The 16,963-nt window shown below is 38.4% G+C and carries 13 protein-coding genes and 3 tRNA genes; 5 read left to right on the top strand and 11 right to left on the bottom strand.

The window, feature by feature from the left end; translation table 11 throughout:
- Nucleotides 1–5: 5 nt before the first annotated feature.
- Nucleotides 6–479 (bottom strand): GNAT family N-acetyltransferase, encoded by a 474-nt coding sequence (locus tag F580_RS24915; protein ID WP_019029128.1) that lies wholly within the window; start codon nt 477–479, stop codon nt 6–8.
- A gap of 636 nt (nt 480–1,115) precedes the next feature.
- Here F580_RS24915 and F580_RS0117930 point away from each other — a divergent pair.
- Complete coding sequence (locus tag F580_RS0117930) at nt 1,116–2,447, top strand: IS4 family transposase (protein ID WP_019029127.1); 1,332 nt, start codon at nt 1,116–1,118, stop codon at nt 2,445–2,447.
- Nucleotides 2,448–2,504: 57 nt separating this feature from the next.
- On the opposite strand, the gene purB is transcribed toward F580_RS0117930, so the two are convergent.
- From purB to F580_RS0117900, 6 genes are all read right to left on the bottom strand, one after another.
- Entirely contained in the window at nt 2,505–3,875 is a 1,371-nt protein-coding gene (gene purB, locus F580_RS0117925) for an adenylosuccinate lyase (protein ID WP_019029126.1), read from the bottom strand.
- Between the two features lie 363 nt (nt 3,876–4,238).
- Nucleotides 4,239–4,871 carry a high frequency lysogenization protein HflD gene (gene hflD, locus F580_RS0117920; RefSeq protein WP_019029125.1) on the bottom strand — a complete coding sequence of 211 codons (633 nt, stop codon included), beginning with the start codon at nt 4,869–4,871 and terminating at the stop codon, nt 4,239–4,241.
- Nucleotides 4,872–4,917: 46 nt separating this feature from the next.
- The gene (gene mnmA, locus F580_RS0117915; RefSeq protein ID WP_019029124.1) at nt 4,918–6,060 is read right to left on the bottom strand and encodes a tRNA 2-thiouridine(34) synthase MnmA; all 1,143 of its coding nucleotides are present in this window, start codon (nt 6,058–6,060) and stop codon (nt 4,918–4,920) included.
- Between the two features lie 293 nt (nt 6,061–6,353).
- Nucleotides 6,354–6,557 carry an NUDIX hydrolase gene (locus tag F580_RS0117910; RefSeq protein WP_019029123.1) on the bottom strand — a complete coding sequence of 68 codons (204 nt, stop codon included), beginning with the start codon at nt 6,555–6,557 and terminating at the stop codon, nt 6,354–6,356.
- 225 nt (nt 6,558–6,782) lie between these two features.
- Nucleotides 6,783–7,109, bottom strand: coding sequence for an NUDIX domain-containing protein (locus F580_RS24910; protein WP_019029122.1), 327 nt, complete (start codon nt 7,107–7,109; stop codon nt 6,783–6,785).
- Nucleotides 7,099–7,704 carry a pseudouridine synthase gene (locus F580_RS0117900; RefSeq protein WP_019029121.1) on the bottom strand — a complete coding sequence of 202 codons (606 nt, stop codon included), beginning with the start codon at nt 7,702–7,704 and terminating at the stop codon, nt 7,099–7,101. Before F580_RS0117900 ends, F580_RS24910 begins: the two co-directional genes overlap by 11 nt.
- Nucleotides 7,705–7,884: 180 nt before the next feature.
- On the opposite strand from F580_RS0117900, the gene F580_RS0117895 reads away from it, so the two are divergent.
- Both F580_RS0117895 and icd read left to right on the top strand, forming a co-directional pair.
- Entirely contained in the window at nt 7,885–10,116 is a 2,232-nt protein-coding gene (locus F580_RS0117895) for an NADP-dependent isocitrate dehydrogenase (RefSeq protein ID WP_019029120.1), read from the top strand.
- Between the two features lie 282 nt (nt 10,117–10,398).
- Nucleotides 10,399–11,649, top strand: a complete 1,251-nt coding sequence (gene icd / locus F580_RS0117890; RefSeq protein ID WP_019029119.1) for an NADP-dependent isocitrate dehydrogenase — start codon at nt 10,399–10,401, stop codon at nt 11,647–11,649.
- A 416-nt stretch (nt 11,650–12,065) separates the two neighbouring features.
- On the opposite strand, the gene cspD is transcribed toward icd, so the two are convergent.
- A complete protein-coding gene (cspD, locus tag F580_RS0117885) occupies nt 12,066–12,284 on the bottom strand; it encodes a cold shock domain-containing protein CspD (RefSeq protein ID WP_019029118.1) in 219 nt (72 codons plus the stop codon).
- 254 nt (nt 12,285–12,538) lie between these two features.
- On the opposite strand from cspD, the gene clpS reads away from it, so the two are divergent.
- Both clpS and clpA read left to right on the top strand, forming a co-directional pair.
- The gene (clpS, locus tag F580_RS0117880) at nt 12,539–12,859 is read left to right on the top strand and encodes an ATP-dependent Clp protease adapter ClpS (RefSeq protein WP_019029117.1); all 321 of its coding nucleotides are present in this window, start codon (nt 12,539–12,541) and stop codon (nt 12,857–12,859) included.
- Nucleotides 12,860–12,879: 20 nt separating this feature from the next.
- Nucleotides 12,880–15,138, top strand: coding sequence for an ATP-dependent Clp protease ATP-binding subunit ClpA (clpA, locus tag F580_RS0117875; RefSeq protein ID WP_019029116.1), 2,259 nt, complete (start codon nt 12,880–12,882; stop codon nt 15,136–15,138).
- Nucleotides 15,139–16,257: 1,119 nt separating this feature from the next.
- Here clpA and F580_RS0117865 read toward each other — a convergent pair.
- The 3 genes from F580_RS0117865 to F580_RS0117850 all read right to left on the bottom strand — a co-directional run bounded on the left by F580_RS0117865 (nt 16,258) and on the right by F580_RS0117850 (nt 16,907).
- Nucleotides 16,258–16,333, bottom strand: a tRNA-Asn gene (locus tag F580_RS0117865).
- Between the two features lie 137 nt (nt 16,334–16,470).
- Nucleotides 16,471–16,546: transfer RNA gene (locus F580_RS0117860), tRNA-Asn, on the bottom strand.
- A gap of 285 nt (nt 16,547–16,831) precedes the next feature.
- Nucleotides 16,832–16,907, bottom strand: a tRNA-Asn gene (locus F580_RS0117850).
- Between the last annotated feature and the right edge of the window lie 56 nt (nt 16,908–16,963).

The following is a 16,963-nucleotide window of genomic DNA, read 5'->3' as shown; positions in this document are numbered from 1 at the left end:
AATGACTAATGAGTAAAGTAGTACTTTGCTTTTTTAGCGTGTAAAGCCGCTTTAGTTATCGTGCATGCCATGCGTTGTTTTGGCATGCCCGCTACCATATACACGGAGCCGATAGGATAAAAATCATGGTTGGCGAAGTAATCTACTTTATCAAGCGGACTTGAGATGAAAACTTCTTTTAAGGCAAGCTCTCGTGCGATACGAAATAAGCCCTGTATGATAAACTTGTCTATTTCTTCACTGCGATAACCCATCACCACGGCAATACGGCTTATTTCGCCCTGTGGGGAAATACGACCCGTAGCAATAGGCTCTTGGCTTTTGTCGTCACAGACCAACATATGGTAAGCCGTTCGATCACCATGATCAAACTCAATATTTTTAGGAATGCGCCTTTCACAAACAAATACTTTTTCACGAATATTTTTAAGCAGTGGTGCCGCTTGTTGCCATTTTACTTGACTGATACTGTAAGACATTTATTTATCCAAAATGAACGGAGAGATGAAATTAGAACTACATTGAGACTAGTAAATAAGTAATAGTATTGCCAATAGATATGAGTGTTTTTTTGTTTTTTATTTTGTTTTTTATTTTGCTTTTTATTTTGAATTTTATTGATGTGATTCTAGTGATACCAAGTTGATTAAGTTCTTTCCCACTCAGCGAGAGTTAAAGGGTTTAGAGGCAAGGCATTGATTGAAGAGAATGGTTATTCAGGAGAATAAGCTCCTGCATTCTCTAAGAAGCTACATCCATGTAGCGTCCTTGTCAAAATCAATAACGCCGTATATGAACCCTTTAAACTCGCCCTTTGGGAGCTTACTCGATGCCCACTAACATCGTTAAATTTATTTGGTTTAGAATGACTAGACCTAAACAAATTTGCCTTGTTATTGAACATTGAACACAGCTCTGAGCTGGGAAGAAATTTAATCAAATTGGTATGAATATTCCATCGCCCAGAAAATGAAAACGCAGATATAAAAAAAGAAGGCGCAAGGCCTAATGCCGATCAGTTAAGAAAACGTTCTTTCAAATAAATAAAACGATCCATTGACCGATCTAGCAGAAAGTGCAAAATCCGTACTTAGTTTTCTAAGTACGGATTTTTTATGCAATTCTCAACAGCTTTATCTCAAATTTCTTCAAATACTTTAACTGAATTTAAAAACCTCACCGATATTTTATCACCAGAAATTATCGAACAAGGTTTGAGTACACACGGCATAGCAACCATTAGAAAACGAAAGCTACCAATGGAAAGTATGATTTGGGCTGTCATCGGTATGGCCTTATTCCGTAATTTTTCTATGCGTCAATTACTCAACCAATTAGATATACTTCTGCCTAATGGTACGCCTTTTGTTGCACCAAGTGCCGTAACTCAAGCTAGAAAAAAACTTGGAAGTGAAGTTATTAAAACCATTTTCGAGCAAACCCAATTGCAATGGAATGAAAAATCTGAACACCCGCACTGGTGCGGCTTAAACCTGTATGGTGTTGACGGAGTGGTCTGGAGAACTCCTGATACGAAAGAAAATAGTGAATCTTTTTCTAGAGCAAGTAACAAAAAAACTGTTGGTGCTTATCCACAAGTAAGGATGGTTTGCCAAATGGAGCTAACAAGCCATATGCTTATTAATAGTGCCTTTGATAGCTACGATGTCAATGAAATGAAACTTGCTGAAGGTTTAATTGATACGACACCTGACAACAGCTTAACTATTTTTGATCGTGGTTTTTATTCATTGGGTTTATTAAATCACTGGCACAATACCGGTGAAATGAGGCACTGGCTTATCCCTTTAAAAAAGAATACTCAGTATAAGGTTATTCGAAAGCTGGGGAATAAAGATTATTTAGTAAAGATAGAAACAACACCACAGTCTAAAAAGAAATTTGATGATTTAGGTGATTCAATAGTCGCTAGATTAGTAACAAAGACGGTTAAAGATAAAGAGGTAGAAATATTAACTTCAATGGTCGACCCAATGCGATTTCCTAAAAGCGATATTGTTGATTTATATTCACATCGCTGGGAGATAGAACTTGGCTTTCGAGAAATGAAACAATACATGTTAGATAACAGGTTTACGCTTAGAAGTAATCAGCCAGACCTTATAAAGCAAGAGTTATGGGGGATTTTGTTAGCTTATAATTTAATTCGTTACCAGATGGTTTTAATGGCAAAGTCGCTTAAAAACATCCACCCAAATCAGCTTAGTTTTCATGGAGCTTCGCTGCATATTATTCATCATTTAACTCAGTTACCATTCATCTCACCAGGTAATATTCCCAAGTTTGTAATGGATATAACTAAAGCTGCAAAACAGTTTATTTTACCATCGAGAAGAGAAAGGAAATACCCCAGGGCATTAAAGTGTTCTAAAAATAGATACCCGATCAAGAAAGCAGTACAAAAAAATGCCGTTCACCTTAAGTGAACGGCATTAGGCGCAAGGCCTTCTTTTTTTAAGTTTATGTATTTATTTAAGTGATGATTACTTTAGCTCATCAATAAAAGCAACTGCACGGCCAATGTAGCTCGCTGGTGTCATTTCACATAACTGTGCTTTAGCATGATCAGGTAATTCAAGTGTCATGATGAACTTACGCATTGAATCACCGTTTACACGCTTACCGCGAGTTAACTCTTTTAATTTTTCGTATGGCTTCTCAATACCGTAACGACGCATGACCGTTTGTACTGGCTCTGCTAACACTTCCCAGTTACTGTCTAATTCTGCCGCTAAGTTTGCTTCGTTTACTTGTAACTTGCTAATACCTTTTAAGGTTGCGCCGTAAGCGATCATCGCATGAGCAAAACCAACACCTAAATTACGTAAAACAGTTGAGTCAGTTAAATCACGTTGCCAGCGAGAAATAGGTAATTTCTGTGCTAGGTGGTTGAATAGTGCGTTAGCAATACCTAAGTTACCTTCTGAGTTTTCAAAATCTATCGGGTTAACTTTATGTGGCATAGTTGATGAACCAATTTCACCGGCAATCGTTTTTTGCTTGAAGTGACCCATAGCAATGTAACCCCAGATATCACGATCAAAATCGATTAAAATGGTATTAAAACGAGCGATAGCATCAAATAGCTCAGCAATGTAGTCATGTGGTTCGATTTGGGTGGTAAACGGGTTAAATGATAAACCTAATGAAGTCACAAACTCTTCAGCGTATTCATGCCAATCAATTTCAGGATAAGCACTAAGGTGAGCATTATAGTTACCTACAGCACCGTTAATTTTACCTAACAATTCAACTTTGGCAATTTGTTCACGTTGGCGTTGTAATCGAACATAAACGTTAGCCATTTCTTTACCTAGTGTACTAGGTGATGCTGGTTGACCATGAGTACGACACATCATCGGAATAGTTTTGTATTCAATGGCTAATGCTTTAATTGCCGCTAAAACTGTGTCCATTTCTGGTAATAGTACACTTTCACGACAGTCATTTAACATTAGACCGTGTGATAAGTTGTTGATGTCTTCAGAAGTACAAGCAAAGTGAATAAATTCAGTTACTGCGTGTAATTCAGCGTTATCGGCAATTTTATCTTTTAAGAAGTACTCAACCGCTTTAACATCATGGTTAGTTATCGCTTCAATCTTTTTAATGCTTAAAGCATCTTCTTCACTAAAGTCAGTGATAATTGCATCTAAAGCAGCAGTAGCTTGTGTTGAAAATGCAGGAACTTCAGCAATAGCATCTGTTGCAGCAAGCTTTTGTAACCAACGTACTTCTACCGTTACGCGGTATTTTATTAGGCCAAATTCACTAAAAATAGGGCGTAATGATTTTACTTTGCTGCCATAACGACCATCTACTGGTGATATTGCACTTAATGCTGAAAGTTCCATATTTTTTCCTAGGTTATATATACCCATGATACATCAAAATGCCTGTTTCAGGATATCTGAGCGATTCATGTTCAAGGCACCTCTTTTTATTAAGGGTTGTTCCCTTAAAAAGAGAGGTAACGATGACCATGGTTTGTTCAGGCATCCCCGCAGGGCTGGTTTAGAAACGCTTTATGCTACGTTATTGACCTCGACAATAGAATAACTATTCTCTTCAATCAATGCCTTACCTAAAGGCGCTTCTAATTCCAGCTGAATCCTGCATTTTGAAATAACATGGGTACATAGGTTATATTAATATTCTCTACGACAAAATATTAAGTTGTAGAGTTAAATAGTGTTTAAATTGTTATTAAGTTTTTACTAAATTCTATTGAGTAATGCTTTAGCGGTATCGACTATTTTTTTGCGACTAAACAATATATGACGCCTTTTACCGCCCACTTGGCGCCATAATACCGCCGCACGTATGCCGGCTAATAATAACGCTCTTACTTTATATTGATTTGCGCTTTGCTTTAAAATACTGGGGTCGCCAGTGACTTGAATTTTATGACCTAAGGGACTAATAATATCGCTATAAATACTGGCGAAACTTGAAATTAATGTCTCGCTTGTTATGGCGTAATGCTCAAGTTGTCGTTCAGTGGCGTGTATACGCTCACCCAAGGCATTAAGCTGTTTAGGTTGTTTAGCAAGGCGTCTTTCTAAATTAATTAAGCTAATGATATAGCGGGTAAATTCAGGGTCTTTTTGTTTGTTGCTACTTGTTGCCTCATTATCACTACCTAAATGGCGGATTAGCAACTCAAGACCTTTTTTAATATTACTAAGTTGCCCGCCGTAAACCGCTAAGGTATTGTCTGGTGAGGTTTCTATAATACTTTGTAATAACACACTGAATTCTTCATCAGTGATTTTGCCGGTACGTGATACTTGTTGAACTTGAAAAGCAACTTGACAAATAACAGCAAAGGTAATCGTTTGATCTTTCATTATGTCTCTGGCTTCTGGCTTATATAGGCTTAGGCGATGTTAAACGTTAACGAATGAGGGTATCAATAATACCGCCACCTAAACAGACATCACCTTGATAAAATACCACTGATTGTCCAGGGGTAACTGAGCTTTGTGCTTCATTAAAATCAATTTGGTATTCTTGTTTTTCTGCACTTTTGTTTGCGTCATGCGGTAAAGGGGTTACCGTACAAGAAACATCTTCTTGGCGATAACGAGTCTTAACCGTGCATTGAATGCTTTTATCTAGTGCTTTTCTATCAACCCAGTGTAATTGATTGGCAATCAAACCTTTAGAAAATAGGCGAGGGTGGTTGTGACCTTGACCAACAATTAAGACATTACGTAACAAATCTTTTTCAACAACGTACCAAGGCGCTTCACCTGCATCGGCTAAACCGCCAATACGTAGGCCTTTGCGTTGTCCCAAAGTGTGATACATCAAACCATCGTGATGGCCGACAGCTACACCTTCAGCGGATTCAATTATGCCGGGTTTGGCGGGTAAATACTGACCTAAAAAGTCTTTAAATTTTCGTTCACCAATAAAACAAATACCGGTACTGTCTTTTTTATCATGGGTTACTAAGCCGGCTTTTTCAGCAATAGCGCGTACTTCAGGTTTTTCAATATGACCGACAGGAAATAACGTTTGAGATAATTGCTTTTCGTCTAACGTGTAAAGGAAGTAGCTTTGATCTTTATTATTATCAAGACCACGTATCATCTGCCAAGCATTATCACGAAACTCACGTTGAACGTAGTGTCCGGTAGCAATATAGTCGGCACCTAAATCTTCACAAGCAAATTCTAAAAATGCTTTGAATTTTATTTCTTTATTACACATGATATCGGGGTTAGGCGTTCGACCCGCCTTGTACTCTTCAAGAAAGTACTCAAAAACATTGTCCCAATATTCGGTAGCGAAATTGATAGTGTGTAATTTTATCTCTAATTTGTCACAAATAGCTTGAGCATCTTCTAAATCTTGGGCAGCAGCACAATACTCATCAGTATCATCTTCTTCCCAGTTTTTCATAAACAAACCTTCTACTTGATAGCCTTGCTCTTTAAGCAAGTAAGCAGAAACAGAAGAGTCGACACCACCAGACATACCAACGATAACTTTGGTTTGCTCAGGGGATTTATTATTTGTGGCTGTTAACATATATATTGACCAATAGACTTTTAAAAATAAGCGTACTAAATATAACTAAAAATTAATGTACTAATAATACCATTCTGCATAAAGAAGTGTTCTCTTAGCACAACGTTGGGCCAGTAGAGCAAATAAGACATGTGTGGAATATAGTGATTCTATTTCAAACATGTAGTGTGCCGCTAGCATGGTGGCTATACGTTGCAAAGACGAGTGTTAAATTATCGCTTAATGAGCACTTTCTTATACAGACTGATATAAGAGGCGCAAAATTATAACACGCACATCTAACAGGATATAGATTAAAGATTAGATTTTAGTTGTGATAAGGGGATTTTATTGCCTGCTAAGTAATCTTCAATGCACTCTAGCACCATAGAACTACGTAATTGTTGTTTTTTAGCCTTTATTTGTTCAAACGTAAACCAATGGGTATCGATAATTTCGCTATCTTGTGGTTGGCCTTTTAGCCATTCCTTTAATTCGATAACGAAACAAAAGCGCAAGAAATAGAGGCTTATACCCGTTCCACCTGAAGATGCAGGATTCAGCTGGAATTATAAACGTCTTTAGGCAAGGCATTGATTGAAGAGAATGGTTATTCCCTTGTCGAAATCAATAACGTAGCATAAAGCGTTTATAAACCAGCCCTTGGGGGAAAACTGAGCAAAACATACTCGTCGTTACATTTGTTTTTAAGGGAATAACCATTAACATAAAATGTGCCTCGATTATGATTCGCTCAGGTTTCCTGAAACGAGCATCTTCAAGTGGTACGGGTATAGATCCGCACGATGAAAGTAATAAATACCACAAAGGTAATCGGGCACTAAGGCTAAACCAGTTTCTTCAAGTATTTCTCGCTCAATTGCGGTAGTGAGACTTTCATTTTCTTCTAAGTGACCTGCAGGTTGATTGAAAACTACCTGATTGTTTTCTCGCTCTTCAACAAACAAGAACTTACCCCGGTAATGGATAACGGCGGCCACTGTAGTGTTTGGTTTAAATTGTTTGCTACCGTGAGCCATGTTTATGGGTGTAGCGATGTTACGCTTCAATTTTATATTCCCCACTGGTTATATTATCTAGAGTCCAGTTACCGATTCGATATCTAATCAGTCGTAGCGTCGGAAAGCCTATATTAGCGGTCATGCGTCTAACTTGCCTATTACGACCTTCAGTGATGGTAATTTCTAGCCAAGTGGTTGGAATACTGGCACGTTCTCTTATTGGCGGAACACGAGGCCAAACGTTAGGTTCAACCATAACCGCCACTTTAGCGGGCTTAGTCATACCATCTTTTAATTCAACGCCTTGTCGTAACTTCGCTAAATCACACTCTGTGGGTGCTCCCTCAACTTGAACCCAATAAGTTTTCTCGGTTTTTTTTACCGGATTGGCTATTTGATGTTGTAACTTACCATCATTGGTTAATAGCAATAAACCTTCACTATCTCTATCAAGTCGACCTGCGGCATAGATGCCAGGTATGTTGATAAAGTCTTTTAATGTCCGACGATTATTCTCATCGGTAAATTGACATAAAACATCAAAGGGTTTGTTGAAGAGCACAACTTTTCGCTTTTCACTCAGTGGTCGGACCTTTTGATGCTTTTTCTCGTGATGTCTTGTATAGCCGTTGTTCTGCTTCATTTTTAGACTGAACTTCCTTTAAAAAAATGTATGCCTTTTCGCTTGGCTATATTAATACGCTTTGAATTACTATACTATGCGCGCGAAAAATAAATTTTATCTTAGGTGAATTTTAATTTATTTCAAATGAATTTTTATGCAAATCACCTGAGTATTTAGCTAATTAAAGTAGGAATCTCAATGAGCACTGATAACTCAAAAATAATTTATACTATTACCGATGAAGCGCCTGCCTTAGCAACGTATTCTTTATTGCCAATTATTCAAGCCTATACGGCTTCTTCAGGCATTAACGTTGAAACACGTGACATTTCTTTAGCAGCTCGTATCTTAGCTAACTTTCCAAAATACTTAACACCCGATCAACGCGTTGATGATGCCTTGGCTGAGTTAGGTGAATTAGCGAAAATGCCAGAAGCCAATATTATCAAATTACCAAACGTTTCAGCGTCTATCCCACAATTAGAAGCGGCGATTAAAGAATTACAAGCAAAAGGTTATGACTTACCAAATTACCCCGCTGAGCCACAAAACGAAGCAGAACAATCTATTAAGTTAACTTATGCGAAAGTATTGGGTTCTGCGGTTAACCCGGTATTACGTGAAGGTAACTCTGACAGACGTGCACCGGCTTCAGTTAAGCAATACGTGCGTAATAACCCTCACTCAATGGGTGCTTGGTCTAAAGAATCAAAATCTCATGTTGCTCATATGGCATCAGGTGATTTTTATGGTAGTGAAAAATCAGTAACACTTGATGGTTCAACCACTGTGAATATTGAATTTGTTGCTCAAAACGGTGAGGTAACGTTGTTAAAATCAAAGTTACCTTTACTTGATAAAGAAATTATTGATACTTCAGTGATGAGTAAATCTGCCTTGGTAGAGTTCTTTGAAACTGAAATAAATAAAGCCAAAGAAGAAGATGTCTTATTATCATTGCATTTAAAAGCAACCATGATGAAAGTTTCAGATCCAATCATGTTTGGTCACGCAGTGAAAGTGTTCTATAAAGATGTATTTGCTAAGCATGCTGCTACTTTTGAACAGTTAGGTGTTGATGCGGATAACGGTATTGGTGATGTTTACGCTAAAATAGCCCGTTTACCTGCGGAGCAAAAAGCTGAAATTGAAGCCGATATACAAGCGGTTTATGCCACTCGTCCAGAAATGGCCATGGTAGACTCTGATAAAGGCATTACCAACTTACATGTGCCAAGTGATGTCATTATTGATGCGTCAATGCCGGCAGCAATTCGTGCCTCTGGTATGATGTGGGGACCAGATGGTAAGCAAAAAGATACCAAGTTTATGATCCCTGATCGTAACTATGCTGGTGTTTTCTCAGCGGTAGTTGATTTCTGTCGTGAAAATGGTGCTTTCGATCCAACAACAATGGGCACTGTACCTAATGTTGGTTTAATGGCGCAAAAAGCTGAAGAATATGGCTCGCACGATAAAACTTTTACCATGTCAGGTACAGGTGTTGTTCGTGTCGTTAATGATAAAGGTGAAACCCTGATTGAGCAAAATGTTGCTCAAGGTGATATTTTTAGAATGTGTCAGGTTAAAGATGCACCTATTCAAGACTGGGTTAAATTAGCGGTAACTCGTGCTAAAGCAACGGGAACTCCTACGGTATTTTGGTTAGATGAAAATCGTGGCCATGACGCGCAAATGATCAAAAAAGTTAATACTTATTTAGCTGATCATGATACTAGCGGTTTAGATATCCAAATTCTAGAACCGGTAAAAGCGTGTCAATATACCCTTGCCCGTGTTGCTAAAGGCGAAGATGCAATATCAGTTACTGGTAATGTATTACGTGATTACTTAACCGATTTATTCCCAATCTTAGAGCTTGGTACTAGTGCTAAAATGCTTTCTATTGTACCACTCATGAACGGTGGTGGTTTATTCGAAACAGGCGCTGGTGGCTCTGCACCTAAGCATGTCCAACAATTTGAAAAAGAAAACCATTTACGTTGGGACTCTTTAGGTGAATTTTTAGCACTTGCTGCTTCACTAGAGCATGTTGCGGTAACGACGGGTAATGCTAAAGCTCAAATCTTAGCGGATACTTTAGATGCAGCCACAGGTAAGTTCTTAGATACTAATAAATCTCCGTCACGTAAAGTAGGCGAATTAGATAACCGTGGTAGTCACTTCTACCTTGCAATGTTCTGGGCTCAAGCATTAGCAGAGCAAACAAAAGATAGTGAACTTAAAGAAAACTTTACAGGCATTGCACAAGCACTGACAAAGCAAGAAGAAAAAATTGTTGCTGAGCTAAATGCTGCTCAAGGTCCTGCAATTGATACTAATGGTTATTATTTTGCTGATACAAAGCTTGTAGAAAAAGCGATGCGTCCAAGTGAAACATTAAACACTATTTTATCGGCACTACTTTAAGCTAATTAATTGCTTTATAGGTAATACAATTAGATCAGCTGCTACGCAATAGCACGGTATTAATCAAAAGCTAAGTAGAAATACTTAGCTTTTTTTTTATCTTTTTTTAGCTAATATGCTCATTAGACTTTAGTCTAAGTGTTATTTATTCATTTTAGTGATATTGGATATCACTAAATAGTGATTAGTGACTTATGCTTTTTTGAATTAGTTTAGTAGAGTAACTTATACCAATTAATGCACTTGGTATTCTATATACTTGTTTAATGTGGAGCTCGTCCTATGACTAATCAAATCATCATTCCCACTACTGGCGATAAAATTACTTTTATTGACGGTAAATTATCAGTACCCAATAATCCGATAATCCCTTTTATTGAAGGTGATGGTATAGGGGTAGATGTTACACCTACTATGCTTAAAGTTGTCAATGCTGCTGTTGCTAAGGCGTATGCTGGCGATAGAAAAATTGTTTGGCTAGAAGTCTATGCAGGTGAAAAAGCGACTAAAATGTATGATAGTGAAACGTGGCTACCGGAAGAGACATTAAATATTCTTCAAGAATATAAAGTCTCTATCAAAGGGCCACTGACAACACCGGTAGGTGGTGGTATGAGCTCACTCAATGTCGCTATCCGACAAATGCTTGATCTTTATGTATGTCAACGACCAGTGCAGTGGTTTACGGGGGTTCCTAGCCCAGTAAAAAGACCTGCTGAAGTTGATATGGTTATCTTTAGAGAAAACACCGAAGATATCTATGCCGGCATTGAGTATCAAGCAGGTAGTGATAAAGCTAAAGCCATGATTAAGTTTCTAACTGAAGAAATGGGCGTAAGTAATATCCGTTTTACTGACAATTGTGGTATCGGTATAAAACCGGTATCAAAAGAAGGAAGTCAACGTTTGGTTAGACAAGCAATTCAATACGCAATTGATAATGATAAAGACTCGGTAACTCTGGTTCACAAAGGTAATATTATGAAGTTTACCGAGGGGGCTTTTAAAGAGTGGGGTTATGAATTGGCGCGAGATGAATTTGGTGCTAGTTTGATTGATGGTGGACCTTGGTGCACGCTAAAAAATCCAAATACCGGTAAAGAAATCATTATTAAAGATGTGATTGCTGATTCCATGTTACAACAAATTTTATTACGTCCTGCAGAATACAGTGTTATTGCTACTTTAAACTTAAATGGTGATTATTTATCTGATGCGCTTGCCGCTCAAGTAGGTGGTATTGGTATTGCGCCTGGGGCCAATTTAGGCGATGAAGTTGCGGTATTTGAAGCAACCCATGGTACCGCCCCTAAATATGCCGGTAAGAATAAGGTAAACCCTGGCTCGGTTATTTTATCAGCGGAAATGATGCTAAGACATATGGGCTGGCTTGACGCGGCTGATTTACTCCTTAAAGGGATGTCGGGCGCCATTAAAGCGAAAACTGTAACCTATGATTTTGAGCGACTTATGGATGATGCCACTTTAGTCTCTTGTTCTGCATTTGGTGATTGTATTATTGAGCATATGTAATACCAAGTCCATTAAGTTAGTTCCCACTCAGAGCTTACCAGTGGTTTGAGAACAAATAGGATTTTTTTGTATATAGTCACTCTATATGAAAGAAATTCTGTGCGGTTATCGAATCGCTGGAAAGCTCCCGAAGGGCAAGTACCTAATAAAAGGTAAAGCCTTACAGGCTTCGTTATTGTTTTTGAGAAGGACGCTACATGGATGTAGCTTCTTAGAGAATGCAGGAGCATATTCTCCTGAATAACCCTTATCTACAAGCAATGCCTTGCCTCTAAGCCTTTTAACTCTCGCTGAGCGGAAAAGAATTTATTGGAATTGGTATAGCTGTTCAATATAGCTAGTTCACGGAAAAAGCGAATAAAAAAACACAGCTAAATAGCTGTGTTTGTTTATTTAACGTTAGCGCAAAGTCTTTTTTATTCTATTTCGCCTTCTGCTAACTTGATACTTGCTGCATGGTGACCTTTTGGGCCTTCATTTAGTTCATAATTGACATCTTGTCCGGCCTTTAATGTACGGTATCCATCCATTTCAATTGTTGAATAGTGTGCGAAGATATCATCTCCCCCACTATCTGGACGAATAAAGCCAAAACCCTTTGCATTATTAAACCATTTAACTGTACCGTGTGCCATACTTCAACTTCCTTCTATTTCCTTTAGTATTTAATTATGTTTAACTTACCTTTGGCTAAGTAGCTTTTAAAAGCGTAAGCAAATGATAAGTATGTCCATAGACAACAAACTAAGCGACCAATAAATAGCCACTTATAGAATCGTAGATAAGTTATGAGATTAGTCAAGTTAAAAAACTGTTTTTTTTACGTTTTTTTAGCTTTATTACTCGAAAAGTTACGGCAAAAGTAAAAAGTAGAGACTAAGATAAATATATGAGCAATTGGAAAGAGTTATTTGACACCCAAGACATAGTTGAAGAGGAAGTTAAGGATCAACTAGAAGAGCCAGCTAAATACCATGTTTTTTTACTTAACGATGACTATACCCCGATGGACTTTGTTGTAGATGTTTTGTGTAACTTTTTTAATAAGAGTGAAGAGCAAGCGACAGATGTTATGTTAACTATTCACTATAAAGGAAAAGGCCTGTGTGGCACATATACTGCTGAAATAGCAGAGACAAAAGTAGAACATGTTGTCCAGTACGCTTTTGACAATGAGCACCCCTTAAAGTGCGTCATGGTAAAAGCCTAAAGTTATAAATTGGAGTAGCTATGCTAAACAAAGACTTAGAAATATCACTTAATTTAGCCTTTCGTCAAGCTAAAGAATCTCGCCACGAATTTATGACAGTTGAGCATTTATTACTGGCATTATTAGATAACCCATCAGCTATTGAAGCACTTGGAGCTTGTGGCGCTGATTTAACAAAACTGCGTAAAAGCCTATTAGACTTTATCACCGAAACAACACCCATGATTCCTGTTGGTGAAGAGGAACGGGAAACTCAGCCTACTTTAGGCTTTCAACGGGTGTTACAAAGAGCCGTTTTTCATGTGCAGTCTTCAGGTAAAAATGAAGTCAGTGGTTCAAATGTTTTAGTTGCTATTTTTAGTGAACAAGAGTCACAAGCCGCTTATATTTTGAAAAAATCAGATATTAGTCGCCTAGATATTGTTAATTATCTCTCTCACGGCATTGCAAAAATTGATGATGAAAGCACGCCTCATGCTTTAGGTGGTGAGCAAAAAACCGAAGAAGAGCCGCGCACCATAGAAAATTTTTCAGTTAATCTTAACGAAGAAGCGAAAAAAGGAAATATCGACCCTTTAATTGGTCGTGATAGTGAACTTGAACGCACTTTACAAGTATTAAGTCGACGCCGAAAAAACAACCCGCTTTTTGTTGGCGAAGCAGGGGTCGGTAAAACGGCTATTGCTGAAGGGTTAGCCAATATGATTGTCAATAAACAGGTACCAGAGTTTTTAGCGGATGCGACTATTTATTCTCTTGATATGGGCGCCTTGCTTGCAGGAACTAAATATAGAGGAGACTTTGAAAAACGTTTCAAGTCTTTACTGAAAGACCTTGAAGAAGATAAGAACGCTGTTTTATTTATTGATGAGATTCATACCATCATAGGAGCGGGCGCAGCTTCAGGCGGCATGATGGACGCTTCTAATTTATTAAAACCCCTACTATCTGCCGGTAAAATTCGCTGCTTAGGCTCTACCACGTATCAGGAATATCACAGTGTTTTTGAAAAAGATCGAGCCTTAGCTCGTCGCTTTCAAAAAATTGATATTATTGAACCTAGCGTTGCCGATACCACTAAGATATTACATGGTTTGAAAGAAAAATATGAAAATCACCATGGGATCCGTTATACCAGTAAAGCCTTGCACGCGGCAGCACATTTATCGGACAAATATATTAATGAACGGTTTCTTCCTGATAAAGCCATTGATGTTATTGATGAAGCAGGAGCTAAACAGCAACTTGTTGCGCCGAATAAACGTAAAAAAGTTATTAACAATAGTGATATCGAAAGTATTGTCGCTAAGATGGCGAGAATTCCACAGAAATCGGTATCAGTCACTGAAAAAGATAGTTTGAAAAATCTTGATCGTAATTTGAAGCTTGTTGTCTTTGGTCAAGATAAAGCTATTGAAGAGCTATCATCGGTGATTCGTTTATCTCGAGCAGGTTTAGGCAGTGAAGAAAAACCCGTTGGCTCGTTCTTATTTGCCGGGCCTACCGGAGTCGGCAAGACAGAAGTTACCCAGCAACTAGCTAAAATTTTAGGGATAGAGCTACTCCGTTTTGATATGTCTGAATATATGGAGAAACATGCCGTTAGCCGTCTTATTGGTGCACCTCCTGGCTATGTCGGCTATGAGCAGGGTGGCCTACTTACCGATGCGGTGTTAAAACACCCTCATGCAGTAGTCTTGCTTGATGAGATTGAAAAAGCTCATGAGGATGTATACAACATCTTATTGCAAGTGATGGACCATGGTACCTTGACCGATAATAATGGTCGTAAGGCAGATTTTAGGAATATCATTTTAGTGTTAACTACTAATGCGGGTGTACAAGAGACTGTACGCCAATCTATTGGTTTTAAACAACAAGATCACAGCCTTGATGCCCTTAATGAAATTAATAAGGTTTTTTCACCAGAATTCAGGAACCGCTTAGATAATATTGTTTGGTTTAATCACTTAGATCATATTGTTATTCAACAAGTCGTTGATAAATTTATTGTTGAGCTACAAGCGCAGCTAGATGATAAGGGGGTTTCACTTGAGCTTACGAAGGAGGCTAGGCTTTGGTTGGCTGATCATGGTTATGATAAGTCTATGGGGGCCAGACCGATGTCACGTCTAATTCAAGAGCATCTGAAGAAATCACTGGCAAATGAATTACTCTTCGGGGAATTAACGCACGGTGGTGTCGCCAAGGTTGATGTGAAAAAAGATAAGCTTGTCATTCACTATGAAAACAAAAAGGAATTATCTTCGGTGAAATAAGTATTCACTTAATTATCCAAAAAGCCCTACAAGATAGCTTAGTAGGGCTTTTTTATATCTGATGTTTAACGATGAAAAGGCATAAATTTCCTGTTAGAACTTATCATAAACAAGACAAGAGAATAAAGGAGGGGGAGGGTGACATGCTAGTTTCACTTTTAATATGGCTCCCAGCTCTTTTCAACATAATGGCTCGAACCAGTGATACATGCTCTTATTTTAAAAAGGATGAAGAGAGTACAGTCCATCGCTCTATCAATTGAGCTATGGGGGCTTTCTACAGGCGAAAAAAAACCTGCATGAAGCAGGTTTCTTTCGTTCTGATATGGCTCCCAGCTCTTTTCAACATAATGGCTCGAACCAGTGACACATGCTTGTTTGACGAGAGTACAGTCCATCGCTCTATCAATTGAGCTATGGGGAGTTTCTACAGGCGAAAAAAACCTGCATGAAGCAGGTTTCTTTCGTTCTTATGTGGCTCCCAGCTCTTTGCAAACTAATGGCTCGAACCAGTGACACATGCTCTTATTTATAAAGGATGACGAGAGTACAGTCCATCGCTCTATCAATTGAGCTATGGGGGCTTTCTACAGGCGAAAAAAAACCTGCATGAAGCAGGTTTCTTTCGTTCTTATGTGGCTCCCAGCTCTTTGCAAACTAATGGCTCGAACCAGTGACACATGCTCTTATTTATAAAGGATGACGAGAGTACAGTCCATCGCTCTATCAATTGAGCTATGGGGGCTTTCTACAGGCGAAAAAAAACCTGCATAGAGCAGGTTTCTTTCGTTCTTATGTGGCTCCCAGCTCTTTTCAACATAATGGCTCGAACCAGTGACACATGCTCTTATTTATAAAGGATGACGAGAGTACAGTCCCTCGCTCTATCAATTGAGCTATGGGGGGTTTCTACAGGCGAAAAAAAACCTGCATAAAGCAGGTTTCTTTCGTTTTGATATGGCTCCCAGCTCTTTTCAACATAATGACTCGAACCAGTAACACATGCTCTTATTTATAAAGGATGACGAGAGTACAGTCCATCGCTCTACAACTTAGAAGCAGGCACGCGCTTTTTAACGGACAAAAAAAAGCCACGAATCATCGTGGCTTTTTCTTATGTGGCTCCCCAAACTGGGCTCGAACCAGTGACACATGGATTAACAGTCCATCGCTCTACCAACTGAGCTATTGGGGAATAAACTTTGAACTTCACTTTATAATGAAGTTCTTTTTGCTTTTTAAGTAATATTAAAAAGCCAATGAATGATAGATGGTTATATAAGATGGCTTGTTAAAGCATATTCTCTTATAAATATCACAAATTGTAAAATGTGGCTCCCCAAACTGGGCTCGAACCAGTGACACATGGATTAACAGTCCATCGCTCTACCAACTGAGCTATTGGGGAATAAACTTTTAACTTCACTTTATAATGAAGTTCTTTTTGCTTTTTAAGTAATATTAAAAAGCCAATGAATGATAGATGGTTATATAAGATGGCTTGTTAAAGCATATTCTCTTATAAATATCACAAATTGTAAAATGTGGCTCCCCAAACTGGGCTCGAACCAGTGACACATGGATTAACAGTCCATCGCTCTACGTAATATTAAAAAGCCAATGAATGATAGATGGTTATATAAGATGGCTTGTTAAAGCATATTCTCTTATAAATATCACAAATTGTAAAATGTGGCTCCCCAAACTGGGCTCGAACCAGTGACACATGGATTAACAGTCCATCGCTCTACCAACTGAGCTATTGGGGAATCTCGGTTAACCTCAGTGGCTAACGGGGCGGAATATTAAAGACCTGTGGCCTAAG

The sequence above is a fragment of the Colwellia piezophila ATCC BAA-637 genome (assembly GCF_000378625.1).
GTDB lineage: Bacteria > Pseudomonadota > Gammaproteobacteria > Enterobacterales > Alteromonadaceae > Colwellia > Colwellia piezophila.
The sequence above is the reverse complement of the archived record's forward strand: the minus strand, read 5'-3'. Positions and strand labels throughout refer to the sequence as shown.

Bases quoted from the DNA above. Each gene is read 5' to 3' on its own strand.
- F580_RS24915 (WP_019029128.1), bottom strand. From the start codon at position 479: ATGTCTTACAGTATCAGTCAAGTAAAATGGCAACAAGCGGCACCACTG.
- mnmA (WP_019029124.1), bottom strand. From the start codon at position 6,060: ATGTTAACAGCCACAAATAATAAATCCCCTGAGCAAACCAAAGTTATC.
- clpS (WP_019029117.1), top strand. From the start codon at position 12,539: ATGAGCAATTGGAAAGAGTTATTTGACACCCAAGACATAGTTGAAGAG.
- purB (WP_019029126.1), bottom strand. From the start codon at position 3,875: ATGGAACTTTCAGCATTAAGTGCAATATCACCAGTAGATGGTCGTTAT.
- hflD (WP_019029125.1), bottom strand. From the start codon at position 4,871: ATGAAAGATCAAACGATTACCTTTGCTGTTATTTGTCAAGTTGCTTTT.
- F580_RS0117895 (WP_019029120.1), top strand. From the start codon at position 7,885: ATGAGCACTGATAACTCAAAAATAATTTATACTATTACCGATGAAGCG.
- clpA (WP_019029116.1), top strand. From the start codon at position 12,880: ATGCTAAACAAAGACTTAGAAATATCACTTAATTTAGCCTTTCGTCAA.
- icd (WP_019029119.1), top strand. From the start codon at position 10,399: ATGACTAATCAAATCATCATTCCCACTACTGGCGATAAAATTACTTTT.
- F580_RS0117900 (WP_019029121.1), bottom strand. From the start codon at position 7,704: ATGAAGCAGAACAACGGCTATACAAGACATCACGAGAAAAAGCATCAA.
- cspD (WP_019029118.1), bottom strand. From the start codon at position 12,284: ATGGCACACGGTACAGTTAAATGGTTTAATAATGCAAAGGGTTTTGGC.
- F580_RS0117930 (WP_019029127.1), top strand. From the start codon at position 1,116: ATGCAATTCTCAACAGCTTTATCTCAAATTTCTTCAAATACTTTAACT.